Here is a 25154-nt window from a genome sequence, read left to right on the forward strand (position 1 = left end):
ACGTCGGCCATCGTCGGCGACCGTCCGACCCCCGGCCGCCCGACCCCCGGCCCGCGCCGCGTCGCCGGTCGCCGACGATGGCCGACGTCGCCGCCGCGGCCGGCGTGTCGGTCATGACCGTCTCCTACGCCTTCGGCCGCCCGGACCGCGTGTCCGACGAGACCCGACGCCGCGTGCTGGCCACCGCGGAGACGCTCGGCTACACGGGCCCCCATCGCGGTGCGCAGTCCCTGCGCCGCGGCCGCACCAACGACCTCGCCGTCGTGCTCACCGAGACCCTCGCGTTCGCGTTCGACGACCCCCACGCGCGTCGGTTCTTCTCCGGCATCGCCGATGCGTGTCTCGACACCGACACCGGTCTGGTCCTGCTGCCGAACGCGCGTGACGGCGTCGCGGTGGACCGGGTGCGCGACGCCGCCGTCGACGGCTACGTCTTCTGGACGACGGTCACGGGTGATCCCGCGCTGGCCGCCGCCGTCGCGACGGGTCGGCCGGTCTGCGTGCAGGGCGGGCCCGCCGACGCCGGGGCGGCGGTGGTCACCATCGACGACACCGCGGCGGCCGAGTCGGTGGCGCGGGAGGGACTCCGCGGTGCCCGACGGCCGATGGTCCTGTCGTTCCCCGCCGATCGTGGACGACGTCGGGAGGTCGTCCACGGCCCCGATCCCGATCGCGTCGACTTCCCCGTCACCCGCCACCGACTGCGCGGCTACCGCGCCGCCGCCGAGGCGGTCGGCCTGGCGTGGGCCGAGATTCCGGTCGTCTTCGGCGCGGGCAGCTTCCGTACCGAGGGCCGACGCGCCCTGACCGAGTTCCGGGACGCCCACGATCCCGACGCCGTGCTCGCGATGAGCGACGAACTCGCCCTGGGCGCGATGATCGAGCTGGGTCCCGACGTCGCCTCGGGCGCGGTGTCCGTCGTCGGCTGGGACGACTCCACCGAAGCCGCCGACGCCGGACTGACCACCGTGGCCCAGTCGCTCTACGAGCAGGGCCGGATCGCCGCTCGTATCGCCCTGGGCGCGGACGTCGACACGACGGCGCACTGGCGCGTCGTCACCCGGACGTCGACCCGTTCATGATCGGTACCGATGCATCGCCGAACCCCCGTCGGGACGGGGCGGCGCGGGGTAGGTTCGCGCTTCATGAGCGCAAGCAACGGACGCGACCCCGAGGTGGCGGATCAGGCCGAGCGGGTCGCGGCCGCGGCACGGCTGCACATGAAGGACAAGCGAGCCGGCCAGTCGGGCGGTCTGTCCGGAATGGTCGCCTCGCGGGCGGGTGACTGGGACCTCGACGATCAGGACGTCGAGCGCATGCGCAAGCAGGAGCGCCTGTGGAACCCGCTCGTGGACAAGTACTTCCGTATGGAGATCGATGGCTGGGAGAACATCCCGGACGCCCCCGTCCTGCTCGTCGGGGTCCACACCGGGGCGCCGTTCGTATGGGACGCGTGGACCGTCGGCGCGCAGTGGTGGCGACGGTTCGGCCCGGACCGACCTCTCCACGGCACCGCGCACGACGCGTTGATGGCCTTCCCGCTCATCGGCGGCCTCTTCCGATCGATGGGGGTACTCCCCGCCGCTCCCGATTCCATGGCCACGGCCCTCGCGGCGGGCCGCGACGTCATCGTCTGGCCGGGCGGCGAGGTCGACTCCCTGCGGCCCTGGCGCGAGCGCGACGTCGCGACGCTGGCCGGGCGCACCGGGTTCGTCAAACTCGCCATCCGGTGCGGCGTCCCCATCGTGCCGATCGCGACCGTCGGCGGCGGCGACGCCATGCCGGTGCTCATCAAGGGCGACCGGCTCTCGCGCACGCTGCGGCTCGATCGCATCGCCCGGCTCAAGGTGTTCCCCATCGCGGTGTCGCTGCCGTGGATCGTGGCGCCCGCGGCGCTGCCGCAGATCCCGCTGCCGGCGAAGATCCGCACCCGGTTCATGCCCGCGGTCACCGTGGAACCGGATCTCGCCCTCGTCGACGACGAGGACTACGTGCAGGCCAAGTACGACGAGGTGCGGCGCACTATCCAGGAGGGCATGGATCAGCTGGCGCGCAAGCGGAAGTGGCCGCTGTTCCGCTGAGCCGGTCATGCGGGGCACCGCTCGGCCTACTGTGGGTCGCATGACCCTCTCGCAGCGCACCCTCGGCACGCAGTCGGCCCTCACCGTGTCGGCCCTCGGACTCGGCTGCATGGGCATGTCCGAGTTCTACGGCGACACCGACCGCGCGTCCGGCATCGAGACCGTCCGCCGTGCCCTCGACCTCGGCGTCACCTTTCTCGACACGGCGGACATGTACGGGCCGTTCGTGAACGAGGAACTGGTCGGCGAGGCGATCGCCGGGCGGCGCGACGAGGTCCAGCTGGCCACGAAGTTCGGCAACGAGCGCCTGCCCGACGGCACTCGGCTGGGGATCAACGGCAGTCCCGAGTACGTGCGGTCGGCCTGCGACGCGTCCCTGTCGCGCCTGGGCGTCGACCACATCGACCTGTACTACCAGCACCGTGTGGACAAGTCGGTGCCCATCGAGGACACCGTCGGCGCCATGGCCGAGCTGGTCGAGGCGGGCAAGGTCCGCCACCTCGGGCTGTCCGAGGCCTCCGCCGGCACCATCCGCCGCGCGCACGCGGTGCACCCGATCACCGCCGTGCAGACCGAGTACTCCCTGTTCACGCGCGACGTCGAGGCCGAGGTGCTGCCGACGCTGCGTGAACTGGGCATCGGGCTGGTGCCCTACTCGCCGCTCGGACGTGGCCTGCTGACCGGCGCCATCGAGAAGGAGTCGCAGCTCGCGGAGCAGGACTCGCGCCGGACGTCGTACTTCCCGCGGTTCCAGGGCGAGGCGCTCGAGGCCAACCTGACCCTGGTGGCGCAGGTCCGCGCGATCGCGGACCAGCTGGGCTGCACGCCCGGTCAGCTGGCACTGGCGTGGGTGCTGGCGCAGGGGGACGACGTCGCCCCCATCCCCGGCACCAAGCGGGTGCGGTACCTCGAGGAGAACGTCGGCGCCCTCGACGTGGCCGCCACCCAGGAGATCCTCGACGAGCTCGAGGCCGCGGTGCCGGCGTCGGCCGTGGTGGGTGCGCGCTACGGCGACATGTCGAGCATCGACACCTGACCGACGGTCGGCTAGTTCTGGTCGAGCCGCACGGCGCGCACGAAGGTGTAGAGCAGCGTCGGGATGGCGAGAGTCAGGGCCGTCACCGGAACCCACACCACCAGGGCGCCGAGAACCGGAACGTCCGAGGTGACCAGGAGCCACCCGATGATGCCCGTGACGCCGCCGGCGCTGAGCGCCATGTGCGTGATCAACATCCACCGGTCGAGAAAGACGCCGGCGACCAGGCCGAGCACGGCGAGGAAGGCCGTCTTGCCGATCGCGAACTCGGGCGGGATGTTCGCGGACAGGTTGGCCGCGATGATGCCGATGTCGGCGAGGACGACGAAGACGAACATGCTCCACAAGCGCGGCCAGGAGATGACCAGCCACCACAGGGCCGCGGAGAAGGCGAACGCCGCGCAGCCGATCTGGATGCCGAGCGCGGGCTGCGTCTGCGCGCCGAAGCCGAACAGGATCTCGAGGGTCGCGCACACGCCCATGCCCGCGGTGAACAGGGCGACGAGCACCCGCACGACGCGCTCGTCGGCGAACGAGTACATCATCCCGACGATCCACTCGTAGCGGCTCTCGAGCAGGCTGCGTGGGGCGTCGTCCCGGTCGTCGTGCTCGTCCCGGCTGTCCCGGTCGGCTCGATCGGGGCGGTCGGGGCGGTCGTCGTCGGTCGCGGCGGGCCAGGGCTCCGCACGCGGCGCGAACGCCCGTGCGGGCGCCGACGGGGTGAACGCCGTTCCGAACGCTCCCGCGCCGCCGAGCGCGCCGGCGCCTCCCCGCCCGTAGTGCGGGGGATAGGGCTGAGGCAGACCCTCCGGTGCTGGTGCCATGTCGGTCCCGTTCCCTTCGGTGTGTGGGTGAGCCGGTGTTGCGGTGAGCCGGTGTTGCGTCGAGCCGGTGGTTCGCGGCTCGGTCGGCGCGTCGAGGTGCACGTCGAGATGTGATGCGGTATAGGGCGATCCGCCCGGTGACGTCACCGTAAACCAGGACTTCGGGTTCCGGGGAGGGGAAGAGCGGGGACCGGCCAGGTTCTGTGACGGCTCACAAGTACCGGCGTTCGCGTCAACAAAGCAAGCGTGCTTGCTTTTTTCGGGATCGGCTGGCACGGTCCTTGCATGGCCGACACGGCCGCCGTACTGGCGGACCTCCGCGCCGAGGGCGACGCTCTCGACGACCTTCTCGCCGACGTCGACGAGGCGGGATGGCGTACCCCCACCCCCGCCACCGGGTGGACCGTCGCCCACCAGATCGCGCACCTGCACTGGACCGACCACGTCGCCGCGTTGACGGCGGCCGGGTCGGCGGGTGACCGGGACGCCGCCGCGGCGTTCGACGCCGTCCTCGCCGACGGGCTCGCCGATCCCGCGGGATTCGTCGACGCCGCCGCCGAGACCCTGGCCGGCGAACAGCCCAGCACTCTGCTGGCCCGGTGGCGGCTCGGCCGGTCGCAACTGCTGTCCGTGCTGCCCGGGGTCCCCGCCGGCACGCGCATCCGATGGTTCGGACCGCCCATGAGCGCCACGTCGATGGCCACCGCACGGTTGATGGAGACCTGGGCGCACGGCCAGGACGTCGTCGACGCGCTCGGCGTGCACCGCGAACCGACGGCCCGCCTGCGTCACGTCGCCCATCTCGGCGTGCGGACGCGCGAGTTCGCCTACGCCCTGCGGGACCGGCCCGCGCCGACGTCCCCCGTGCACGTCGTCCTCACCGCACCCGACGGCACGGAGTGGACCTGGGGGCCGGAGGACGCCGAGCAGCGCGTCACCGGCCCGGCGCTCGACTTCTGTCTGCTGGTCACCCAGCGCGTCCACCGCGACGACACCGCGCTGGTCGCCGTCGGCGGCGACGCCGAGGAGTGGCTGACGATCGCGCAGGCGTTCGCGGGAGCGCCGGGTGCCGGGCGGGATCGCCTCGCGGATTGGACAGCGGGGACGGCAGGGAGAGCGGGGACCACACGGTGACCGCGCTGCGCATCGGCAACTGCTCCGGGTTCTACGGCGACCGGTTCTCGGCCATGCGCGAGATGCTGGACGGCGGCGACCTCGACGTGCTCACCGGTGACTACCTCGCCGAGTTGACCATGCTCATCCTCGGCCGCGATCGCTTGAAGGATCCGGCCCACGGGTACGCCCGGACGTACCTGCGTCAGCTCGAGGAGTGCCTGGGAACGGCGCTCGACCGCGGCGTGACCCTGGTGAGCAACGCCGGCGGTCTCGCACCGGCCCGTCTGGCCGACGAGATCCGCGCGCTGGCCGACCGCCTCGGGCTCACCGTCGCCGTCGCCCACGTCGAGGGCGACGATCTGATCGACCGGGCCGGGGACCTCGGACTCGGGTCACCGCTCACCGCCAACGCCTACCTCGGCGGATTCGGCATCGCCCGCTGCCTCGACGCGGGTGCGCAGGTGGTGGTGACCGGACGGGTGACCGACGCGTCCCTGGTCGTCGGGCCCGCCGTGGCCCGGTTCGGCTGGGGCCAAGGGGATCTCGACGCTCTGGCCGGCGCGGTGGTGGCCGGCCACGTCGTCGAGTGCGGTACCCAGGCCACCGGTGGCAACTACTCCTTCTTCCGCGAGATCCCCGACCTCCGGCGACCGGGTTTCCCGATCGCCGAGATCGAGGCCGACGGATCCTCGGTCGTCACCAAGCACCCCGGCAGCGGCGGAGCGGTGACGATCGGCACCGTCACCGCCCAGCTGATGTACGAGGTCTCGGGCCCGCGCTACCTCGGACCGGACGTCACCGCGCGCCTCGACACCGTCACCCTCACCGACGACGGACCGGACCGCGTCCGCATCACCGGTGCGCGGGGCGAGGCGCCGCCGCCGACGCTCAAGGTCTCCCGTAACTCGGTGGGCGGCTTCCGCAACGAGACCACCTTCGTTCTCACCGGTCTCGACGTCGAGGCCAAGGCGGCGCTGGTTCGCGCGCAGCTGACCGACGCCCTGACCCCGCCGCCCGCCGAGGTGGAGTGGACACTCGCCCGCACCGACCACGCCGACGCCGACACCGAGGAGGCGGCCAGCGCACTGCTGCGCGTGGTCGTGCGCGACCCGAACCCGGACGCCGTCGGGCGGCGGTTCTCCGGTGCGGCCATCGAACTGGCCCTCGCCAGCTACCCCGGCTTCGCGGTCACCGCGCCGCCCGGACACGGGTCGCCCTACGGCGTGTTCGAGGCGGGCTACGTCGAGCAGTCGGTCCCCGAGCACACCGCGGTCCTGCCGGACGGCACGCGCGTCGCGATCCCGGCGCCGACCGTCACGACGCCCGGGTCCGACGATGCCGACGTGCCCGGCAGCGTCGAGAACACCGGCACCGACGCCGACACCGACACGGTGATGCTGCCGCTCGGCACGCTCGCCGCCGCCCGCAGCGGCGACAAGGGCGGCGACGCGAACGTCGGGGTCTGGGTGCGGACCGACGACGAATGGGCCTGGCTCCGTGCCACTCTCACCGTCGAGCGGATACGCGAGCTGCTGCCCGAGACGGCCGCGCTGACCCTCGAGCGCCACGAGTTCCCGAGCCTGCGGGCGATCAACGTCGTCGTGCACGGCTTGCTCGGCGCCGGCGTCGCATCCGGGGCCCGCTTCGACCCGCAGGCCAAGGGGCTCGGCGAATGGCTGCGATCCCGACGCGTTCCGATTCCACGACACCTGCTGCGCGAGACCACCGCACGGACCACCGCCACATCAGGAGCATCCGCATGACCCCCTGGGGAGGACCGGAGCGCGAGCAGCTCCGCAAGACCGTTCGCGCGTTCGTCGATCGCGACGTCGCACCGCATCAGGCCGACTGGGAACGGGACGGCGAGATCCCGCGCAGCCTGCACCGCACCGCGGCGGAGCTGGGGCTCCTCGGCGCGCCGTTCCCCGAGGCGGTCGGCGGCGGCGGTGGCACGCTGGTCGACGCCACCGTCGTCTGCGAGGAGATGCACGAGGCCGGTGCCTCGGGTGGAGTGTTCGCGTCCCTCTTCACGTGCGGGATCGCCCTGCCCCACCTGGTCGGCGCACGCGACCCCGACCAGGTGGACCGGTGGGTGCGGCCGACGCTGGCCGGCGAGACGATCGGGTCCCTCGCGATCACCGAGCCGGGCGGCGGGTCCGACGTGGGACACCTGACCACGCGGGCGGTGCGCGACGGCGACGAGTTCGTGGTGAACGGATCCAAGACCTACATCACCTCCGGGTGCCGAGCGGACTTCGTGGTCACCGCCGTCCGCACGGGCGGCGACGGCGCGGCGGGAGTGTCGCTGCTCGTGATCGAGCGGGACACACCGGGTTTCACCGTCTCGCGCAAACTCGAGAAGATGGGGTGGCGCGCCTCGGACACGGCGGAGCTGTCGTTCGCCGACGTCCGCGTGCCCGTGACCAACCTCGTCGGGGCGGAGAACTCCGGCTTCGGCCAGATCGCGCAGGCGTTCGTCTCGGAGCGGGTCGCGCTCGCGGCGCAGGCCTACTCGTCCGCCCAGCGTTGCCTCGACCTGACCGTGGCCTGGACGCGGGATCGCCGCACGTTCGGCAAGCCGCTGATCGCGCGCCAGTCGGTGCAGAACACCCTCAGCGAGATGCACCGCCGTATCGACGTCGCCCGCACCTACACGCGCGCGCTGGTGGACCGCTACGTCGCGGGCGAGACCGATGGGATCGCCGAGGTGTGCCACGCCAAGAACACCGCCGTCGAGACCGGGGAGTGGGTGGCCTCGCAGGCGGTGCAGCTCTTCGGCGGGCTCGGGTACATGGCCGAGAGCGAGGTGGAGCGCCAGTACCGGGACATGCGCATCATCGGCATCGGCGGCGGCACCACGGAGATCCTCACGTCGCTGGCCGCGAAGCGGTTGGGGTACACCGCATGACGGCCCTGGTGTCCCGACTCGACGTCGACGGCGACGGGTTCGCGGCCGCCGCGGACACCATGCGCACCAAGCTCGGCGAGATCGAGTCCGAGCACGCCAAGGCCGTCGGGGGCGGCGGGGAGAAGTACGTCGCGCGGCACCGGGCCCGTGGCAAGCTGACCGCCCGCGAACGCATCGACCTGCTCGTCGATCAGGACTCGCCGTTCCTCGAACTGTGCCCGTTGGCGGCCTGGGGCTCGGACTTCCCGGTCGGGGCGTCGGTCGTCGTCGGCATCGGGGTCGTCAGCGGCGTCGAGTGTCTGATCGTCGCCAACGATCCCACCGTCCGCGGGGGCAGCAGCAACCCGTGGACGCTGCGCAAGACGCTGCGGGCCAACGACATCGCGATGCAGAACCGCCTGCCGGTGATCTCCCTCGTCGAGTCCGGCGGCGCCGATCTGCCCACGCAGAAGGAGGTCTTCGTCCCCGGCGGACGCATCTTCCGCGATCTCACCCGGCTCTCGGCCGCGGGAATTCCCACGATCGCGCTGGTGTTCGGCAACTCGACCGCCGGCGGTGCGTACATCCCCGGGATGTCCGACCACGTCGTGATGATCGAGGAGCGGTCCAAGGTATTCCTGGCCGGTCCGCCGCTGGTGAAGATGGCCACGGGCGAGGAGACCGACGACGAATCCCTCGGTGGCGCACGGATGCACGCCCGCACGTCGGGTCTCGCGGATCATCTCGCCGTCGACGAGGAGGACGCGCTGCGCATCGGCCGCTCCATCGTCGCCCGGCTGAACTGGCGCAAGGCCGGTCCGGCGCCGCGCGCCGACGTGCTGCCGCCTCGGTACGACGCGGAGGACCTGCTCGGCATCGTGCCCGCCGACCTCAAGATCCCGTTCGATCCGCGCGAGGTGATCGCCCGCATCGTCGACGACAGCGAGTTCGACGAGTTCAAACCGCTCTACGGCTCGTCGTTGGTCACCGGTTGGGCCGAGCTGCACGGCTTCCCGGTCGGCATCCTGGCCAACGCGCGCGGGGTGCTCTTCAGCGAGGAGTCGCAGAAGGCCACCCAGTTCATCCAGCTGGCCAACCGGTCGCACACGCCGCTCCTGTTCCTGCACAACACCACCGGCTACATGGTGGGCAAGGAGTACGAGGAAGGCGGGATGATCAAGCACGGCGCGATGATGATCAACGCCGTCTCCAACTCCACCGTCCCGCACATCTCGGTGCTGCTCGGAGCGTCCTACGGCGCCGGCCACTACGGCATGTGCGGTCGCGCGTTCGATCCGCGGTTCCTCTTCGCCTGGCCCAGCGCCAAGTCCGCCGTCATGGGCGGCGCGCAGCTCGCGGGCGTCATCTCGATCGTGTCCCGTGCGGCTGCCGAGGCGCGGGGACAGGCGTTCGACGAGGAGGCCGACGCCGGGCTGCGCGCGATGATCGAGAACCAGATCGAGGCCGAGTCGGTGCCGATGTTCCTCTCCGGGCGCCTCTACGACGACGGCGTCATCGACCCCCGCGACACCCGCACGGTGGTGGGGATGTGCCTGTCGGCCATCGCCTCCGCCCCGATCGAGGGCACCGCCGAGTTCGGTGTCTTCCGGATGTGAGCGCCATGACTCCGCCGACCGGCACGACGCCCGGCACGACGCCCGGCAACCCCCACCGCACCGACGACCCCGACACCCCGATCACGCGCGTGCTCGTGGCCAACCGCGGCGAGATCGCGCGCCGCGTGATCGCGACGTGCCGACGCGAGGGCATCGGCACCGTCGCCGTGTTCTCCGACGCCGACGCCGACTCCCCGCACGTGGCGGAGGCGGACGCCGCGGTGCGACTGCCGGGTGTCTCCTCCGCCGAGACGTACCTGCGCGGCGACCTCGTCGTCGACGCCGCCCGCCGCGCGGGTGCCGACGCGATCCACCCGGGGTACGGATTCCTCTCCGAGAACGCCGAGTTCGCGCGGGCCGTGCAGGACGCCGGCCTGGTGTGGATCGGACCGCCCGTGAAGGCCATCGAGACCATGGGCTCGAAGGTGGAGTCGAAGGCAATGATGCGGGACGCGGGCGTCCCCGTCCTGGATCGTCTCGACCCCGCGACGGTCACCGAGGCCGATCTGCCGGTGCTGGTCAAGGCGTCCGCGGGTGGCGGTGGCCGCGGTATGCGCGTGGTGCGTGACCTCGCGGCGTTGTCGGACGAGATCGAGGCCGCGGCCCGAGAGGCGCTGTCCGCCTTCGGCGACGCCACCGTGTTCTGCGAGCGGTACCTCGAGACGGGTCGCCACATCGAGGTCCAGGTGATGGCCGACCGCCACGGCACCGTCTGGGCCGTGGGGGAGCGGGAGTGCTCCATCCAGCGGCGTCACCAGAAGGTGGTCGAGGAGGCGCCGTCACCGCTCGTCGAACGCACGCCGGGCATGCGCGAGCGGCTGTTCGACGCCGCCCGCGCCGCCACCTCGGCCATCGACTACGAGGGCGCCGGCACCGTCGAGTTCCTCGCGGACGAGCGCGGCGAGTTCTTCTTCCTCGAGACCAACACCCGCCTGCAGGTGGAACATCCGGTCACCGAGTGCACCACCGGGCTCGACCTCGTGTCCCTGCAACTGCACGTCGCCGCCGGGGGAGCGCTGCCCGCCGAGCCGCCGCCCACCGTCGGACACGCGATCGAGGTCCGCCTCTACGCCGAGGACCCGGCGCGGGACTGGCAGCCGCAGAGCGGGACGCTGCACGAGGTGGACTTCGGTCCCGCCGTGCACTTCGACGTTCCGGCCGGCGCCGTGACGGGCACGGGTCTGCGCGTCGACTCCGGCGTCGAGAGCGGCAGCGTCGTGGGCGTGCACTACGACCCCATGCTCGCCAAGGTCATCGCCGTCGCCCCCACCCGCCGTCGTGCCGCGGCCGCCCTGGCCGCCGCGATGGAGCGGGCGCGACTGGTGGGCCTGCGCACCAACCGCGACCTGCTGGTGCGAGTGCTGCGGCACCCGGCGTTCCTCGCGGGCGACACCGACACCGCATTCTTCGCCACCCACGGCCTGGCCGCACTGGCCCGGCCCCTCGTCGGCGGCGACACGCTCCGCCTGTCCGCGCTGGCCGCCGCCCTCGCCGACGCCGCGGCGCGGCGGGCGGCGACCCCGGTGGGCCGGTCGCTGCCCAGCGGCTGGCGCAACCTGCCGGCGACTCGGCAGCGCACGGTCTACGGGGTCGACGGGGCCGACGGGGCCGATCTCGTCGTCGAGTACCGATTCGGCCGGGACGGGCTCGAGACCGACCTCGCCGACTGCACGGTGGTGCGCGCGGACGGACGCTCGGTGGTTCTCGACCACGCCGGTGTCCGTCGTTCCTTCGCGGTGTCGGTGCACGGATCGCACGTCGCCGTCGAGTCCTCCCTCGGCCCCGTCGCGTTGCGGCGTCGGCCGCGGTTCGTCGACCCCAGCGAGACGGTGGCCGCCGGCTCGCTGGTCGCGCCCATGCCCGGGTCCGTGGTCCGGATCGGCGTCGCGGTCGGCGACCGTGTCACGGCCGGGCAACCGATCGTCTGGCTCGAGGCCATGAAGATGGAACACACGATCACGGCCCCCGCCGACGGCGTCGTGACGGACCTGTCGGTGTCCGTGGGACAGCAGGTCGAAGTGGACGCCGTCCTCGCGGTGGTGTCCGAACACACCGACACCGATCCCGCCGACAGCCGTCCCGCCGAACCCGATACAGCCGATTCCCGAGAAGGAGAACAGTCATGAGCTTCGTCGAGACCGAGGAACAGAAGAGCCTGCGCGCCGCCGTCGCGGGACTGGGCAAGCGCCACAACTACCTCGACTACGTCCTGCCCAAGGCGCGCCGCGGCGAACCGCTCACCGAACTGTGGAACGAGGCCGGTGCGCTCGGCTTCCTCGGGGTCAACCTGCCCGAGGAGTACGGCGGCGGCGGCGCGGGCATCTACGAGCTCGCGTTGGTGCAGGAGGAGATGTCGTCGTTCGGCGCGGGTCTGCTGCTCGTCGTGGTCTCCCCGGCCATCTGCGGCACCATCATCGCGAAGTACGGCACCCCCGATCAGAAGCAGGAGTGGATGCCGCGCCTCGCGGACGGGTCGGCGATCATGGCGTTCGGCATCACCGAGCCGGACGCGGGGTCGAACTCGCACAAGATCACCACCACCGCCCGTCGGGACGGCGACGAGTGGGTGCTGCGGGGCAGCAAGATCTACATCTCCGGCGTGGACCAGGCCGACGCCGTGCTGGTCGTCTCGCGGACCGAGGACGCGGCGACCGGAACGCTGAAGCCGGCGCTGTTCATCGTCCCGACGGACGCACCCGGTCTGCAGAAGACCCCGATGACCATGGACGTCATCGAACCCGACCACCAGTTCACCCTGTTCCTGGACGACGTCCGCCTCCCGGCCGACGCGCTGGTCGGCGAGCCCGACGCCGCGATCGCGCAGCTCTTCGCCGGGCTGAATCCGGAACGCATCCTCGGTGCGGCGATGGCCGTCGGCATCGGCCGCTACGCCCTCGACGCCGCAGTGACGTTCGCGAAGGAGCGTCAGGTCTGGAAGACGCCCATCGGCGCGCACCAGGGCATCGCGCATCCGTTGGCGCAGTGCAAGATCGAGCTCGAACTGGCGAAGCTCATGATGCAGAAGGCCGCCGTGCTCTACGACAGCGGCGACGACTTCGGTGCGGCGGAGGCCGCCAACATGGCCAAGTACGCGGCCGCGGAGGCCAGTATCAAGGCGCTCGACCAGGCCATCCAGACCCACGGCGGTGCCGGCCTGACCTCCGACTACGGCCTCGGCTCGATGCTCGGTGTCGCGCGCATCGCCCGCGTCGCCCCGGTGAGTCGGGAGATGATCCTCAACTTCGTCTCCCAGCACTCGCTGGGTCTGCCGAAGAGTTACTGATGGCGGCAAAGTCGCCCGAACCGACCGAGTCGCCCGAGTCGCCGCCCGTCCGCGAGGAGCGCGACGCGGGCGTCGTCACCCTCACGCTCGACAGCCCGCGCAACCGCAACGCCCTGTCCTCCGCTCTCGTCGCCGGTCTGCTGGACGGCCTGCGCCGGGCCGGCGCCGATCCGGACGTCCGCGCCGTCGTTCTCACCCACACCGGTGGAACGTTCTGCGCCGGAGCCGATCTCACCGAGGCGGGCTCGGATCCGGGGACCCGGACGGCGCAGATGGTCGAGGTGCTGCGCGCCGTGCTCGAGACGCCGAAGCCGGTGGTCGGGTCGATCGACGGGCACGTCCGGGCCGGCGGAATGGGACTCGTCGGCGCGTGCGACGTCGTGATCGCCGGACCGAGCAGCACGTTCGCGCTCACCGAGGCGCGGCTCGGACTGGCGCCGTCGATCATCTCGCTGACGGTGCTGCCGCGGCTGACCTCGCGGGCGGCGAGCCGGCTGTTCCTCTCCGGGGAGAAGGTGGGTGCGGCCGAGGCCGCCGCGTACGGCCTGATCACCGAGGCCGCGGACGATCCGTCCGCGGCGATCCGGTCCCTGCTCGCGTCGTTCCGCCTGTCCTCCCCGCAGGGACTGGCCGAGACCAAGAAGCTCACCACGGCCGCCGTCCTCGACGCGTTCGATCGCCGCGCCGACGCCCTCGCCGCGGACTCCGCCCGCCTCTTCGCGTCCGCCGAGGCGCGGGAGGGGATGATGGCGTTCCTGGAGAAACGCCCGCCGTCCTGGGCCGTCGTGAGGGGGTAAGACGTGGTCGCTCCGCGGGAGCCGAAGCAGGACCGCAGCCGGGTCACCCGGCAGCGGTTGCTCGAGGCCACCATCGAGTCCCTTGCCGAGCAGGGGTGGGGTCCCACCACGGTGGGACACGTCGCCGAGCGGGCGGGGGTTTCCCGCGGCGCCACGCAGCATCACTTCCCCACCCGCGAGGATCTCATCACCGCGGCGCTGGACTACATGTTCGAGACCCGCATGGGCGACGCCGTGGCCGAGGAGCACGATCTGCCGACCGGCTCCGACCGCACGGAGGCCGTCGTCGCGCGGCTGGTCGAGTACTACACGGGCCCCATGTTCAAGGCGGCGCTGCAGGTGTGGACGGCGGCGTCGTCCGACCCGGAACTCCGTGCGCGCGTCCTGCCGCTCGAGGACAAGTTCGGCCGGGCGGCCCACCGCACCGCCGTGCGTCACCTCGGCGTCGACGACGCCGACCCGCGCACCCACCGGTTGGTCCAGGCCACGCTCGACCTCGCCCGTGGGCTGGGACTGGCCGATCTGCTCAGCGACGATTCCCGACGGCGCGGCGAGATCGTGCGCGCCTGGGCCGCGGTACTGGAGTCGTCGCTGCCTGCCGCAGCCGACGGTCCGCGTTAGAGTGCCCGGCATGAGACCGGGGCGGTGGGCCGCAGGCCTGGCGACGGCGGCGGCGCTGACCGCCTGCGGCGGCACGTCCGACCCCGCGGCCGGACCGACCACGACCACCGCGGACGCGCGGTCGGGTCCGTTCTTCGGCGTTTGCGGACAGGTGACCGACGACGAGGTCCGGCAGGCCCTCGCCGTTCCCGCCTTCGCGACGGTGACGCGCAACTCGGTCGGCTGCGAGTGGGAGGTCTCCGGTCCGACCGGCCCGTCGGTCAGCTTCTCCTGGTACCGCGGCAGCCCCATCGGCCGGGAGCGCGCGGGGTCCGAACTGATCGGCCGCCCCGCCGCGGACATCGAGATCGCCGGGCAGTCCGGCTTCGAGGCGCTCTACCAGGACGCACTCGGTCAGCCTGTGCTGTGCGAGAGCGCGCTGCAGTACGGAGCGGACTTCGTCCACCTGTCGGTGACCTACGCGGACACCACGCCCACCGCCGACCCGTGCGTGGTGGCGCGGCAGTTGCTCGAGACCATCGCGGAGCGTGCGCAGTGAGACGACAGGCGCCGCTCGCGGCGCTCGCCGCCGCGGCCCTGGTACTCGCCGGATGCGGCTCCACCATCGAGGGCCGGCCCGTGCCGGTGGGGGCGGACACCGGCGATGAGGAGTTCCAGTCGCTGCTCGAGGAGTGCAACACCGTGACGCCGGAGCAGATCGCGGACGTCGTCGGCGGCACCGCGATCGACCAGGGCTTCCTCGGCGCGATCTGTCGGTGGGACGTCACCGGTCCGGCCGGCGCGGTGAAGGTGACGTTCGACTGGTTCGAGTCCGGCTCGCTCGCCGCCGAGCGGGAGGCGAACGAACGGATGGGCTGGACCGTCACCGACGTGACGGTGTCCTCCCGCGGGGCCATCGAGATCCGGCAGCCCGACGATCCGGCGTCGTGCGGGGTCAGCGCGCCGTCGCCGATCTCGGGCGTCATTGGGTGGTGGGTGCAGTACCGACCGGGCAACCCGGCGGACCCGTGCGAGGCGGCGACGCGGCTGATGCAGCTGTCGCTGAACCTCAGCGCCTGATCGGGCGATCACGCCTGTACCCGATGGGGATGCGTTTTGACCCGCAGGCGCGCCGACGGGTATCGTCGTGGGTTGTGTCCGGCGCGTCCGGACCGTCTGTGTGCCTATACGAGGTACGGCCGTGCTCATGTTCTTCACCGAGCAAGCTCATGGCTACCGTGTGGGGGTATGCGACACACCCGACCGCGGGGTGAGAAGACCCGCGGTGGCAGTGCCGGAAACGGTACCGGGTGAGGGGCAGCGCTTCCTTGTCCCAACTGCTTTCCATCCCTGATTCTCGACACGAAGAAAGCCGGTTCATGCCAACGATCAACCAGCTGGTCCGCAAGGGTCGCACCGACAAGGTCGCGAAACTGAAGACCGCCGCCCTCAAGGGCGGACCGCAGCGTCGCGGCGTGTGCACTCGCGTGTACACCACGACGCCCAAGAAGCCGAACTCCGCTCTGCGTAAGGTCGCGCGCGTGCGCTTGACCAGCGCGGTCGAGGTCACGGCCTACATCCCCGGTGAGGGCCACAACCTGCAGGAGCACTCGATGGTGCTCGTCCGCGGCGGTCGTGTGAAGGACCTCCCGGGTGTTCGCTACAAGATCATCCGCGGCTCGCTCGACACCCAGGGTGTCAAGAACCGCAAGCAGGCTCGCAGCCGTTACGGCGCGAAGAAGGAGAAGAGCTGACATGCCACGCAAGGGACCTGCACCCAAGCGGCCGCTGATCAATGACCCGGTCTACGGATCGCCGCTGGTCACGCAGCTCGTCAACAAGATCCTCCTCGACGGCAAGAAGTCGACCGCCGAGCGCATCGTGTACCAGGCTCTCGAGCAGGCACGCGAAAAGACGGGCACCGATCCCGTCGTGACGCTCAAGCGCGCCCTCGACAACGTCAAGCCGGCCCTCGAGGTCCGCAGCCGTCGTGTCGGTGGCGCCACCTACCAGGTGCCGGTCGAGGTTCGTCCCGGCCGCTCCACCACGCTGGCGCTGCGCTGGCTCGTCTCGTTCTCCCGCGCTCGTCGTGAGAAGACGATGGTCGAGCGCCTGGCCAACGAGCTCCTCGACGCCAGCAACGGCCTCGGTGCCGCGGTGAAGCGTCGCGAGGACACGCACAAGATGGCGGAAGCCAACAAGGCGTTCGCGCACTACCGCTGGTGATCGCGTAACGCCCGGTGGCGCCGGAACTATCCGGCGCCGCCCGGGCGTTGATCCGACCGAGAACTACCTCTTCCAACACCAAGGCGGGATGAATTCGTGGCACAGGACGTGCTGACCGACCTGAACAAGGTCCGCAACATCGGCATCATGGCCCACATCGATGCCGGTAAGACCACCACTACCGAGCGCATCCTCTTCTACACCGGTATCTCGTACAAGATCGGTGAGGTCCACGACGGCGCAGCCACGATGGACTGGATGGAGCAGGAACAGGAACGTGGCATCACCATCACGTCTGCTGCCACGACGTGCTTCTGGAACGACAACCAGATCAACATCATCGACACCCCCGGACACGTGGACTTCACGGTCGAGGTGGAGCGGTCGCTCCGCGTCCTCGACGGTGCCGTCGCCGTGTTCGACGGCAAGGAGGGCGTCGAGCCCCAGTCCGAGCAGGTGTGGCGTCAGGCCGACAAGTACGACGTGCCGCGTATCTGCTTCGTGAACAAGATGGACAAGCTCGGCGCCGACTTCTACTTCACGGTGCAGACCATCAAGGATCGCCTCGGCGCGAAGCCGCTGGTCATCCAGCTCCCCATCGGTGCCGAGGACGGCTTCGAGGGCATCGTCGACCTGGTCGAGATGAACGCGAAGGTCTGGTCCGGCGAGACCAAGCTGGGCGAGAAGTACGACGTCCGCGAGATCCCGGCCGATCTGCAGGAGAAGGCCGAGCAGTACCGCCAGGAGCTGCTCGAGACCGTCGCCGAGTCGGACGAGGCGCTGCTCGAGAAGTTCTTCGGCGGCGAGGAGCTCACCATCGAGGAGATCAAGGGAGCGATTCGCAAGCTCACTGTGAACTCCGAGATGTACCCGATCCTCTGCGGCTCGGCGTTCAAGAACAAGGGCGTGCAGCCCATGCTCGACGCCGTCATCGACTACCTGCCGTCCCCGCTGGACGTGGAGTCGGTGCAGGGCCACGCGCCGAACAACGAGGAGGAGATCCTCACCCGTCGCCCGTCCTCGGACGAGCCGTTCGCCGCACTGGCGTTCAAGATCGCGACGCACCCGTTCTTCGGCAAGCTGACCTACGTCCGCGTGTACTCGGGCAAGGTCGACTCCGGCTCGCAGGTCATCAACTCGACCAAGGGCAAGAAGGAGCGTCTGGGCAAGCTTTTCCAGATGCACTCCAACAAGGAGAACCCGGTCGCCACCGCGAGCGCCGGCCACATCTACGCCGTGATCGGTCTGAAGGACACGACCACCGGTGACACGCTCTGCGATCCGCAGAACCAGGTCATCCTCGAGTCGATGACGTTCCCGGACCCGGTCATCCAGGTCTCGATCGAGCCGAAGACCAAGTCCGACCAGGAGAAGCTGGGCACCGCGATCCAGAAGCTCGCCGAAGAGGATCCCACCTTCTCGGTGAAGCTGGACGAGGAGACCGGCCAGACCGTCATCGGCGGCATGGGCGAGCTCCACCTCGACATCCTCGTCGACCGCATGCGTCGCGAGTTCAAGGTCGAGGCGAACGTCGGCAAGCCGCAGGTCGCGTACCGCGAGACCATCACCAAGACCGTCGAGAAGCACGAGTTCACCCACAAGAAGCAGACGGGTGGCTCGGGCCAGTTCGCGAAGGTCATCATCGGTCTCGAGCCGTTCGTCGGCGAGGACGGTGCGACGTACGAGTTCGAGAACAAGGTCACCGGTGGCCGCGTTCCGCGCGAGTACATCCCGTCCGTCGACGCCGGTGCGCAGGACGCCATGCAGTACGGCGTGCTCGCCGGCTACCCGCTGGTGAACCTGAAGATGACGCTCATCGACGGCGCGTACCACGACGTCGACTCCTCGGAGATGGCGTTCAAGATCGCCGGTTCGCAGGCACTGAAGGAGGCCGCCCGCAAGGCCGGCCCCGTCATCCTCGAGCCGCTCATGGCAGTCGAGGTCATCACGCCCGAGGAGTACATGGGCGACGTGATCGGCGACGTGAACTCCCGCCGTGGCCAGATCCAGGCCATGGAGGAACGCAGTGGTGCCCGTGTCGTCAAGGCGCTGGTTCCGCTGTCGGAGATGTTCGGTTACATCGGTGACCTGCGGTCTCGCACCCAGGGCCGCGCGAACTACTCCATGGTCTTCGACTCCTACGCAGAGGTTCCCTCGAACGTCTCGAAGGAGATCATCGCGAAGGCCACCGGAGAATAGTCTCCGAACGCAGGACCGAAGGGACCGGCCGACTCGGCCGGTCCCGGCACCACCTACCGTAAAAGACTGCACACCGCAGACATCGACAGTCCAGGAGGACACACAGTGGCGAAGGCGAAGTTCGAGCGGACGAAGCCGCACGTCAACATCGGGACCATCGGTCACGTTGACCACGGCAAGACGACGCTGACCGCAGCGATCACCAAGGTTCTGCACGACAAGTACCCCGACCTCAACGAGAGCTTTGCCTTCGATCAGATCGACAAGGCTCCCGAGGAGAAGGCTCGTGGTATCACGATCAACATCTCCCACGTCGAGTACCAGACGGAGAAGCGCCACTACGCGCACGTCGATGCTCCGGGTCACGCCGACTACATCAAGAACATGATCACCGGCGCGGCTCAGATGGACGGTGCGATCCTGGTCGTGGCCGCCACCGACGGCCCGATGCCCCAGACGCGTGAGCACGTGCTGCTCGCCCGCCAGGTCGGCGTGCCCTACATCCTCGTCGCCCTGAACAAGGCCGACATGGTGGACGACGACGAGATCATCGAGCTCGTCGAGATGGAGGTCCGCGAGCTCCTCGCTGCGCAGGAGTTCGACGAGGACGCCCCCGTCGTCAAGGTCTCCGCTCTCAAGGCCCTCGAGGGTGACGAGAAGTGGGCCGAGTCGGTCGCCGAGCTCATGCAGGCCGTCGACGACTCCATCCCGGACCCGGTCCGCGAGACCGACAAGCCGTTCCTCATGCCCGTCGAGGACGTCTTCACCATCACCGGCCGCGGCACCGTCGTCACCGGCCGTGTCGAGCGTGGACAGATCAACGTGAACGAGGACGTCGAGATCGTCGGCATCCGCGAGAAGTCCACCAAGACCACGGTCACCGGCATCGAGATGTTCCGCAAGCTGCTCGACTCGGGCCAGGCGGGCGACAACGTCGGCCTCCTCGTCCGCGGCATCAAGCGCGAGGACGTCGAGCGTGGACAGGTCGTCGTCAAGCCCGGCACCACCACTCCCCACACGGAGTTCGAGGGCCAGGCGTACATCCTGTCGAAGGACGAGGGCGGTCGCCACACCCCGTTCTTCAACAACTACCGCCCGCAGTTCTACTTCCGTACCACGGACGTGACGGGCGTCGTGACCCTCCCCGAGGGCACCGAGATGGTCATGCCCGGTGACAACACCGAGATGTCCGTCGTGCTGATCCAGCCGGTCGCCATGGACGAGGGCCTGCGGTTCGCCATCCGTGAGGGTGGTCGTACCGTCGGCGCCGGTCGCGTCACGAAGATCGTCAAGTAAGACCCCCGCGAGTAGGACCTCCGGGTCCCACTTCCGCCTGCGGCGCTCACCCTTCGGGGTGGGCGCCGTTCGGCGTTTCCGGTGCTCCACGGGGTGCGGGGTGCCGTCCCGCCCGCCGGTAGACTCGATCACCGTGACCGTTGCGCTGATCGACTCCGGGCTCGGCTCCCTGCCGACCGCGGCCCGGCTCCGTCGCGCGCGTCCGGGGCTCGACCTGCAGCTCCACCTCGACCCCGAGGGCGCACCGTGGGGTCCCAAGCCCGTCGAGTGGACCGTTCGCCGCGTCGTCGACACCGCCCGCCGTGCCGTCGACGGGGGCGCCGCCGTCGTGGTGCTGCCGTGCAACACCGCGAGCGTCGTCGCCCTCGCCGAGACGCGCGCGGCCCTCGGCCCCTCCGTCCCCGTAGTCGGGACGGTGCCGGCCATCAAGCCGGCCGCGCGGGACTGCCGCACCATCGCGGTGTGGGCCACGGCCGCCACCACCGCGTCGTCGTATCAGGCCGCGCTGATCCAGCAGTTCGCCGCGGACGCCGACGTCACGGCGGTCGCCTGCCACGGTCTCGCCGACGCGATCGACCGAGGCGACACCGACGCCGTCTCGGCCGCCATCGCGTCGGCCGCGGAGCGCACCCCCGCCGACACCGAGGCGATCGTCCTGGGCTGCACGCACTATCCGTTGGTCGCCGACGAGATCCTGGCGTCGCTCGCTCCGACGGTGCGAATGTACGACAGCGCCGATGCCGTGGCGGCGCAGACGTTGCGGCAGGTCGAGGCCGTGGGTGCCGCGCCGGGTGCGGGCGCGCTGTCGGTGTTCCTGTCCGGTCGCCCCGGATCCCTTCCGCCGCAAGCGCAGTCGTTCGAGGCGGGTCGGCTGCTCGCCGCGTCGATCGAGCCGACCGCCGTCAGGGCCGTCCGCTCCTGACCTCGGGCGCTCCGCCGTCGTGCACGATCGCGTCGTACAGCTCGGCGGCGTCGTCGAAATACACTCTGCGCGACCCGACGTGCTGCCATCGGTCGCTGCCCCGTCCCGCCACGACGACGGTGTCGTCGGCACCGAGTCCGCGGACGGCGCGGTCGATCGCCGCACGACGGTCGGGGATCTCGATCACCTGCGCGGGCGTCGTCCGGGCGCCCGCGAGGACGTCGCCACGCAGGACGTCGGGCACGTCGTCGACCGGACTCTCGTCGGTCACGATCACCGTGTCGGCCCAGCGGCCGGCGACGGCGCCGAGCTCGGCCCGCTTGCCCGGGTCGCGTCCGCCGGTCGCCCCGATCACCAGCACCAGGCGCCCGCGCGTGATCGACCGGAGATACGGGATGGTGCTGCGCTGGCCCGACGGGTTGTGCATGTAGTCGACCAGCGCGGTGAACGGCTGGCCGGCGACGACGGGTTCGAGGCGGCCGGGAATGCCGTGCACGGAGGAGATGCCGTGGGCGGCGGCGTCGAGGTCGTGTCCGCCGGCCACCAGCGCGGCGAGTGCGACCAGCGCGTTGGACACCTGGTGGGGACCGAGGACCGGCAGCGTGAGCTCGACCGACCCGACCGGTGTGCGGGCGCGGAACGACGTGCGGTGGGCGGTGCAGTCGATGTCGGTGGCGAGGACGTCGGCGGCGGCGTCCGACGTGGACACCGTGGTCACGTCGAGTGCGCATTCCGCGGCCAGTCGGCGTCCCCACTCGTCGTCGACGCCGACCACCGCCGCGCGCGCGCGTTCCGGGTCGAACAGCGAGGCCTTGGCCGCGTAGTAGTTCTCCATCGACCCGTGGTAGTCGAGGTGGTCGCGGCCCAGATTGGTGAACGCGAGGACGGCGAAGTCGAGGCCGTCGGAACGATGCTCGACGACGGCGTGGGAGGACACCTCGACCGCCGCGCTGTCGCATCCGTTGTGCACGAAGGTGGCGAGCGTGCGCTGCAGCACGGTGGCCTCGGGGGTGGTGCGGATCGGGCGCTCGGCGGCGCCGTCGAACGACGAGATCGCCACGCCGGACACCAGACCGGGGCTGCGTCCCGCCCCCTGCAGGCCCGCGTGCAGGAAGTGGGTGGTGCTGGTCTTGCCGTTGGTCCCGGTGACGCCGTAGACCTCGAGCGCGGACGACGGATGGCCGTGGAACCACGACGCCAGCGGGCCGGCGACGGTGCGCGGATGCGGCACGACGACGGTCGGCAGGTGGTCGGCCACGCGGTCGCTGACGACGGCGACGGCCCCGCGCTCGATCGCGTCGCGCTCGAACTCGAGTCCGTGATGACGTCGTCCCGGCAGGGCGAGGTAGAGGTCACCGGGGCGCAGCGCGCGCGAGTCGTCGCAGACGTCCCGGATCGCGACGTCGTTCCCGGCGGGCGCGTCGCGCCCCAGGAAGGCCGCCACGTCCGCGACGGTGACGGTCCCGGAGGTGCGGGGGAGATGTCCGGAACGCATCGTTCGTCCTACCCGCGACCGGTCCGGTCCAACCGAGAACCGGACATCTCGTTCGGGTAGGGAATGATGTCGCGGCCGGTGACGCTGACACCCGACGTGACGACCACCGACCTCGCTCCCGCGCCCGCCCGCATCTCCCGGCGCACGGCGTTCCGGATCGTCGCCGTCGTGTACTTCACCGTCATGGCGTCGAGCAGTGCGCCGTCCCCGCTCTACCCCCTGTACCGGGAGGACTGGGGATTCGGCGCGTCGGTCCTGACGGTGGTGTTCGCCGTGTACGCGCTGGCGCTGCTCGTGGCGCTCCTGGTGGTCGGCGGACTGTCCGACCACATCGGCCGCAAGCCGGTGGTGTTCGCCGCGCTCGGCCTGTTGGTGGTGTCGCTGATCGTGTTCGCGGCGGCGGACGGGGTCGGGTGGCTGATCGCCGCGCGGGTGCTGCAGGGCGTCGCCGCGGGTGCCGCCACGGGGGCGCTGACGGCCGCGATCACCGATCTGTCGCCGACGCCGCGCGGTGGTCCACTGGTCAACAGTCTCGCGCCCGCGATCGGTCTCGCCGGGGGCGGGATGGGCGCCGGACTGCTGGTGCAGTTCGCGCCGTGGCCGACCACGCTGGTCTACCTTCTGCTGATCGGGGCGCTGCTGATCCTGGCGGCGGCGATGGCGGTCGTCCCGGAGTCCGCGATCGCCGCGGGGTTCACCGACCGTCGGCACCTGCGCCGCGCGGTGACCCCGACGGTGTCGCTGCCCGCATCGATTCGGCCGGCGTTCTGGGCGGTCCTGCCGTCGCTGGTGGCCACGTGGTCCCTCGGCGGGTTCCACCTGTCGCTGGGCCCGTCCATCATGCGGTCCGAGTTCGGCCTCACCGGGGCCGCCGCGGCCGGGCTGGACATCTTCACCCTCTTCACCGCCGGCGCGACGGGCGCCGCGGTGGCGTCGCGGGTGGTCACGGACGCGGCCGCCGGGCGTCGCGTGATGGCGATCGGCGCGCTGGTCCTCGTCGTCGGGGTCGGGCTCGATCTGGTCGGCCTCGCGACGGGAACGGCCGCCGTCTACTTCGCGGGGACCGCGATCTCCGGGCTCGGGTGGGGCGCAGCGTTCCTCGGCGCGATGCGCGTGATCGGCGCGATCGCGCCCCCCGACGACCGCGCCGGCGTCTTCTCGACGACGTACGTTCTCAGCTACCTCGCCTTCGGTCTGCCGGCGGTGGTCGCCGGAATCGTCGTCGGGGTGGTCGGGTTGTCGGTGACCGCGACGGTGTACGGCGGGTACGTCATCGCGTGCGCCCTCGGTTCGGTGGTGGCGACGCGGGTCTCCGCCCGACGAGCGAGCCGGGACGTTCGGCCGCTCGGGTCGGAGGGGCGGGCGGCCTGACCGATCGGGTAGGAGCGGGTCGGCCACCGGACGGTTCTGCCGCGTAAGGCTTCTCGCGGTCTCGAGGAGCACGCAGGGTGATGGCAGTCACATCGACTGCCGACCCCCGAGGAGACCTCCGATGGCCATCGAGCTGAACCAGATCTGGGACTTCCCCATCAAGGAGTTCCACCCGTTCCCGCGTGCCCTGATGGGTGTGGGCGCCCACGACATAATCGGGGTGGAGGCGAAGAACCTGGGGTTCAAGCGCACCCTGCTGGTGACCACCGGACTCCGAGGCTCCGGCATCATCGAGGAGCTCATCGGCAAGATCGAGTACCAGGGTGTCGAGGTGGTGCTCTTCGACAAGGTGGAGTCGAACCCCAAGGACTACAACGTCATGGACGCCGCCGCGCTGTATCAGAAGGAGAAGTGCGACAGCATCATCTCCGTCGGTGGAGGCTCGAGCCACGACGCCGCGAAGGGTGCCCGCGTGGTCATCGCCCACGACGGCCGCAACATCAACGAGTTCGAGGGCTTCGCCAAGTCCACCAACAAGCAGAACCCGCCCCACATCGCCGTGTCCACCACGGCGGGAACGGGTTCGGAGACGTCGTGGGCCTACGTCATCACCGACACCTCGGACATGGACAAGCCGCACAAGTGGGTGGCCTTCGACGAGGCGTCGATCGTCACCGTCGCCATCGACGATCCGCTGCTGTACTACACCTGCCCCCAGCATTTCACGGCGTACTGCGGGTTCGACGTCCTCGCTCACGGCAGCGAGCCGTTCGTCTCGCGCCTCGACTTCGCGCCGTCGCTGGGCAACGCGCTGTACTCGGTGGAACTGGTGGCCAAGAACCTCCGCGAAGCCGTGTACGAGCCGCGCAACCTGAAGGCTCGCGAGGGAATGATGAACGCGCAGTACATCGCCGGCCAGGCCTTCAACTCCGGCGGTCTCGGCATCGTGCACTCGATCTCGCACGCGGTGAGCGCGTTCTTCGACAGCCACCACGGGCTCAACAACGCCATCGCCCTGCCGCGGGTGTGGGAGTACAACCTGCCGGCCCGCTACGAGCGGTACGCCCAGCTGGCCGGCGCGATGGGCGTCGACACGCGGAACATGACCACGGTGCAGGCCGCGGACGCGGCCGTGGAGGCGGCGATCCGCCTGTCGCAGGACGTCGGCATCCCCGACAACTTCTCGCAGGTCACCACCCAGCTCTACGACAAGAACCGGATGAACACCGGCAAGTACACGGGCCGCGGCGAGGTGATCACCGGCGACGAGAAGACGGTGCTGGCGATCTCCGAGCACATCCAGGACGATTGGTGCACCCCGGGCAATCCCCGTGAGGTGACGGTGGATTCGATGATTCCGGTCGTCGATCACGCCATCAACTCCGCCTACCGGCGCTGATCGGGG

Annotated in this window: 22 protein-coding genes; 20 read left to right on the forward strand and 2 right to left on the reverse strand. The window is 70.6% G+C overall.

Annotated elements, in window-relative coordinates:
* Nucleotides 1–77 precede the first annotated feature (77 nt).
* The 3 genes from HQ603_RS17325 (at nucleotide 78) to HQ603_RS17335 (ending at nucleotide 3117) form a co-directional block, all read left to right on the forward strand.
* Nucleotides 78–1082, forward strand: a complete 1005-nt coding sequence (locus tag HQ603_RS17325; protein WP_222686022.1) for a LacI family DNA-binding transcriptional regulator — start codon at nucleotides 78–80, stop codon at nucleotides 1080–1082.
* A gap of 63 nt (nucleotides 1083–1145) precedes the next feature.
* A complete protein-coding gene (locus tag HQ603_RS17330) occupies nucleotides 1146–2081 on the forward strand; it encodes a lysophospholipid acyltransferase family protein (protein ID WP_222686002.1) in 936 nt (311 codons plus the stop codon).
* A gap of 40 nt (nucleotides 2082–2121) precedes the next feature.
* On the forward strand, nucleotides 2122–3117 hold the full coding sequence (locus HQ603_RS17335) for an aldo/keto reductase (protein ID WP_222686003.1): 996 nt from the start codon (nucleotides 2122–2124) through the stop codon (nucleotides 3115–3117).
* An 11-nt stretch (nucleotides 3118–3128) separates the two neighbouring features.
* Here the strand turns inward: HQ603_RS17335 and HQ603_RS17340 are convergent, their stop codons facing one another.
* Nucleotides 3129–3941: a hypothetical protein gene (locus tag HQ603_RS17340; RefSeq protein ID WP_222686004.1), complete on the reverse strand. Its 813-nt coding sequence runs from the start codon at nucleotides 3939–3941 to the stop codon at nucleotides 3129–3131.
* 285 nt (nucleotides 3942–4226) lie between these two features.
* Here HQ603_RS17340 and HQ603_RS17345 point away from each other — a divergent pair, with 285 nt between their 5' ends.
* From HQ603_RS17345 to HQ603_RS17415, 15 genes are all read left to right on the forward strand, one after another.
* Complete coding sequence (locus HQ603_RS17345; protein WP_222686005.1) at nucleotides 4227–5075, forward strand: TIGR03084 family metal-binding protein; 849 nt, start codon at nucleotides 4227–4229, stop codon at nucleotides 5073–5075.
* Nucleotides 5076–5128: 53 nt separating this feature from the next.
* Nucleotides 5129–6820, forward strand: a complete 1692-nt coding sequence (locus HQ603_RS17350) for an acyclic terpene utilization AtuA family protein (RefSeq protein WP_222686023.1) — start codon at nucleotides 5129–5131, stop codon at nucleotides 6818–6820.
* Complete coding sequence (locus HQ603_RS17355) at nucleotides 6817–7965, forward strand: acyl-CoA dehydrogenase family protein (RefSeq protein ID WP_222686006.1); 1149 nt, start codon at nucleotides 6817–6819, stop codon at nucleotides 7963–7965. Before HQ603_RS17350 ends, HQ603_RS17355 begins: the two co-directional genes overlap by 4 nt.
* The gene (locus HQ603_RS17360; protein WP_222686007.1) at nucleotides 7962–9560 is read left to right on the forward strand and encodes an acyl-CoA carboxylase subunit beta; all 1599 of its coding nucleotides are present in this window, start codon (nucleotides 7962–7964) and stop codon (nucleotides 9558–9560) included. The genes HQ603_RS17355 and HQ603_RS17360 overlap by 4 nt, the downstream gene beginning before the upstream one ends.
* Nucleotides 9561–9565: 5 nt before the next feature.
* Nucleotides 9566–11686, forward strand: coding sequence for an acetyl/propionyl/methylcrotonyl-CoA carboxylase subunit alpha (locus tag HQ603_RS17365; protein ID WP_222686008.1), 2121 nt, complete (start codon nucleotides 9566–9568; stop codon nucleotides 11684–11686).
* A complete protein-coding gene (locus HQ603_RS17370) occupies nucleotides 11683–12843 on the forward strand; it encodes an acyl-CoA dehydrogenase family protein (RefSeq protein WP_222686009.1) in 1161 nt (386 codons plus the stop codon). The genes HQ603_RS17365 and HQ603_RS17370 overlap by 4 nt, the downstream gene beginning before the upstream one ends.
* A complete protein-coding gene (locus HQ603_RS17375; RefSeq protein ID WP_222686010.1) occupies nucleotides 12843–13640 on the forward strand; it encodes an enoyl-CoA hydratase family protein in 798 nt (265 codons plus the stop codon). Before HQ603_RS17370 ends, HQ603_RS17375 begins: the two co-directional genes overlap by 1 nt.
* A gap of 3 nt (nucleotides 13641–13643) precedes the next feature.
* A complete protein-coding gene (locus HQ603_RS17380) occupies nucleotides 13644–14261 on the forward strand; it encodes a TetR/AcrR family transcriptional regulator (protein WP_222686011.1) in 618 nt (205 codons plus the stop codon).
* Between the two features lie 10 nt (nucleotides 14262–14271).
* The gene (locus HQ603_RS17385) at nucleotides 14272–14799 is read left to right on the forward strand and encodes a DUF3558 domain-containing protein (RefSeq protein ID WP_222686012.1); all 528 of its coding nucleotides are present in this window, start codon (nucleotides 14272–14274) and stop codon (nucleotides 14797–14799) included.
* Complete coding sequence (locus HQ603_RS17390; protein WP_222686013.1) at nucleotides 14796–15320, forward strand: DUF3558 domain-containing protein; 525 nt, start codon at nucleotides 14796–14798, stop codon at nucleotides 15318–15320. Before HQ603_RS17385 ends, HQ603_RS17390 begins: the two co-directional genes overlap by 4 nt.
* A 299-nt stretch (nucleotides 15321–15619) precedes the next feature.
* Nucleotides 15620–15994 (forward strand): 30S ribosomal protein S12, encoded by a 375-nt coding sequence (rpsL, locus tag HQ603_RS17395; RefSeq protein WP_068099557.1) that lies wholly within the window; start codon nucleotides 15620–15622, stop codon nucleotides 15992–15994.
* 1 nt (nucleotide 15995) lies between these two features.
* A complete protein-coding gene (rpsG, locus tag HQ603_RS17400; RefSeq protein WP_027504615.1) occupies nucleotides 15996–16466 on the forward strand; it encodes a 30S ribosomal protein S7 in 471 nt (156 codons plus the stop codon).
* Nucleotides 16467–16562: 96 nt separating this feature from the next.
* Nucleotides 16563–18665 (forward strand): elongation factor G, encoded by a 2103-nt coding sequence (gene fusA / locus HQ603_RS17405; protein ID WP_068151643.1) that lies wholly within the window; start codon nucleotides 16563–16565, stop codon nucleotides 18663–18665.
* Between the two features lie 105 nt (nucleotides 18666–18770).
* Nucleotides 18771–19961, forward strand: coding sequence for an elongation factor Tu (gene tuf, locus HQ603_RS17410; RefSeq protein ID WP_068151641.1), 1191 nt, complete (start codon nucleotides 18771–18773; stop codon nucleotides 19959–19961).
* Nucleotides 19962–20094: 133 nt separating this feature from the next.
* Entirely contained in the window at nucleotides 20095–20883 is a 789-nt protein-coding gene (locus tag HQ603_RS17415; RefSeq protein ID WP_222686014.1) for a glutamate racemase, read from the forward strand.
* On the opposite strand, the gene HQ603_RS17420 is transcribed toward HQ603_RS17415, so the two are convergent.
* Entirely contained in the window at nucleotides 20864–22378 is a 1515-nt protein-coding gene (locus HQ603_RS17420) for a Mur ligase family protein (RefSeq protein WP_222686015.1), read from the reverse strand. The two genes, HQ603_RS17415 and HQ603_RS17420, sit on opposite strands and share 20 nt — an antisense overlap.
* A 78-nt stretch (nucleotides 22379–22456) precedes the next feature.
* On the opposite strand from HQ603_RS17420, the gene HQ603_RS17425 reads away from it, so the two are divergent.
* Nucleotides 22457–23749: an MFS transporter gene (locus HQ603_RS17425; RefSeq protein ID WP_308126596.1), complete on the forward strand. Its 1293-nt coding sequence runs from the start codon at nucleotides 22457–22459 to the stop codon at nucleotides 23747–23749.
* A gap of 121 nt (nucleotides 23750–23870) precedes the next feature.
* The gene (gene mdo / locus HQ603_RS17430) at nucleotides 23871–25148 is read left to right on the forward strand and encodes an NDMA-dependent methanol dehydrogenase (RefSeq protein ID WP_222686016.1); all 1278 of its coding nucleotides are present in this window, start codon (nucleotides 23871–23873) and stop codon (nucleotides 25146–25148) included.
* Nucleotides 25149–25154 lie beyond the last annotated feature (6 nt).

The organism is Rhodococcoides corynebacterioides (assembly GCF_019834675.1).
GTDB lineage: Bacteria > Actinomycetota > Actinomycetes > Mycobacteriales > Mycobacteriaceae > Rhodococcoides > Rhodococcoides corynebacterioides_A.

Coding starts and splice junctions, on each gene's coding strand:
- HQ603_RS17345 (WP_222686005.1), top strand. CDS start 4,227: ATGGCCGACACGGCCGCCGTACTGGCGGACCTCCGCGCCGAGGGCGAC.
- HQ603_RS17340 (WP_222686004.1), bottom strand. CDS start 3,941: ATGGCACCAGCACCGGAGGGTCTGCCTCAGCCCTATCCCCCGCACTAC.
- HQ603_RS17365 (WP_222686008.1), top strand. CDS start 9,566: ATGACTCCGCCGACCGGCACGACGCCCGGCACGACGCCCGGCAACCCC.
- HQ603_RS17385 (WP_222686012.1), top strand. CDS start 14,272: ATGAGACCGGGGCGGTGGGCCGCAGGCCTGGCGACGGCGGCGGCGCTG.
- HQ603_RS17325 (WP_222686022.1), top strand. CDS start 78: ATGGCCGACGTCGCCGCCGCGGCCGGCGTGTCGGTCATGACCGTCTCC.
- HQ603_RS17350 (WP_222686023.1), top strand. CDS start 5,129: ATGCGCGAGATGCTGGACGGCGGCGACCTCGACGTGCTCACCGGTGAC.
- HQ603_RS17420 (WP_222686015.1), bottom strand. CDS start 22,378: ATGCGTTCCGGACATCTCCCCCGCACCTCCGGGACCGTCACCGTCGCG.
- HQ603_RS17360 (WP_222686007.1), top strand. CDS start 7,962: ATGACGGCCCTGGTGTCCCGACTCGACGTCGACGGCGACGGGTTCGCG.
- HQ603_RS17335 (WP_222686003.1), top strand. CDS start 2,122: ATGACCCTCTCGCAGCGCACCCTCGGCACGCAGTCGGCCCTCACCGTG.
- HQ603_RS17375 (WP_222686010.1), top strand. CDS start 12,843: ATGGCGGCAAAGTCGCCCGAACCGACCGAGTCGCCCGAGTCGCCGCCC.
- rpsG (WP_027504615.1), top strand. CDS start 15,996: ATGCCACGCAAGGGACCTGCACCCAAGCGGCCGCTGATCAATGACCCG.
- mdo (WP_222686016.1), top strand. CDS start 23,871: ATGGCCATCGAGCTGAACCAGATCTGGGACTTCCCCATCAAGGAGTTC.
- rpsL (WP_068099557.1), top strand. CDS start 15,620: ATGCCAACGATCAACCAGCTGGTCCGCAAGGGTCGCACCGACAAGGTC.
- HQ603_RS17330 (WP_222686002.1), top strand. CDS start 1,146: ATGAGCGCAAGCAACGGACGCGACCCCGAGGTGGCGGATCAGGCCGAG.
- HQ603_RS17355 (WP_222686006.1), top strand. CDS start 6,817: ATGACCCCCTGGGGAGGACCGGAGCGCGAGCAGCTCCGCAAGACCGTT.
- HQ603_RS17370 (WP_222686009.1), top strand. CDS start 11,683: ATGAGCTTCGTCGAGACCGAGGAACAGAAGAGCCTGCGCGCCGCCGTC.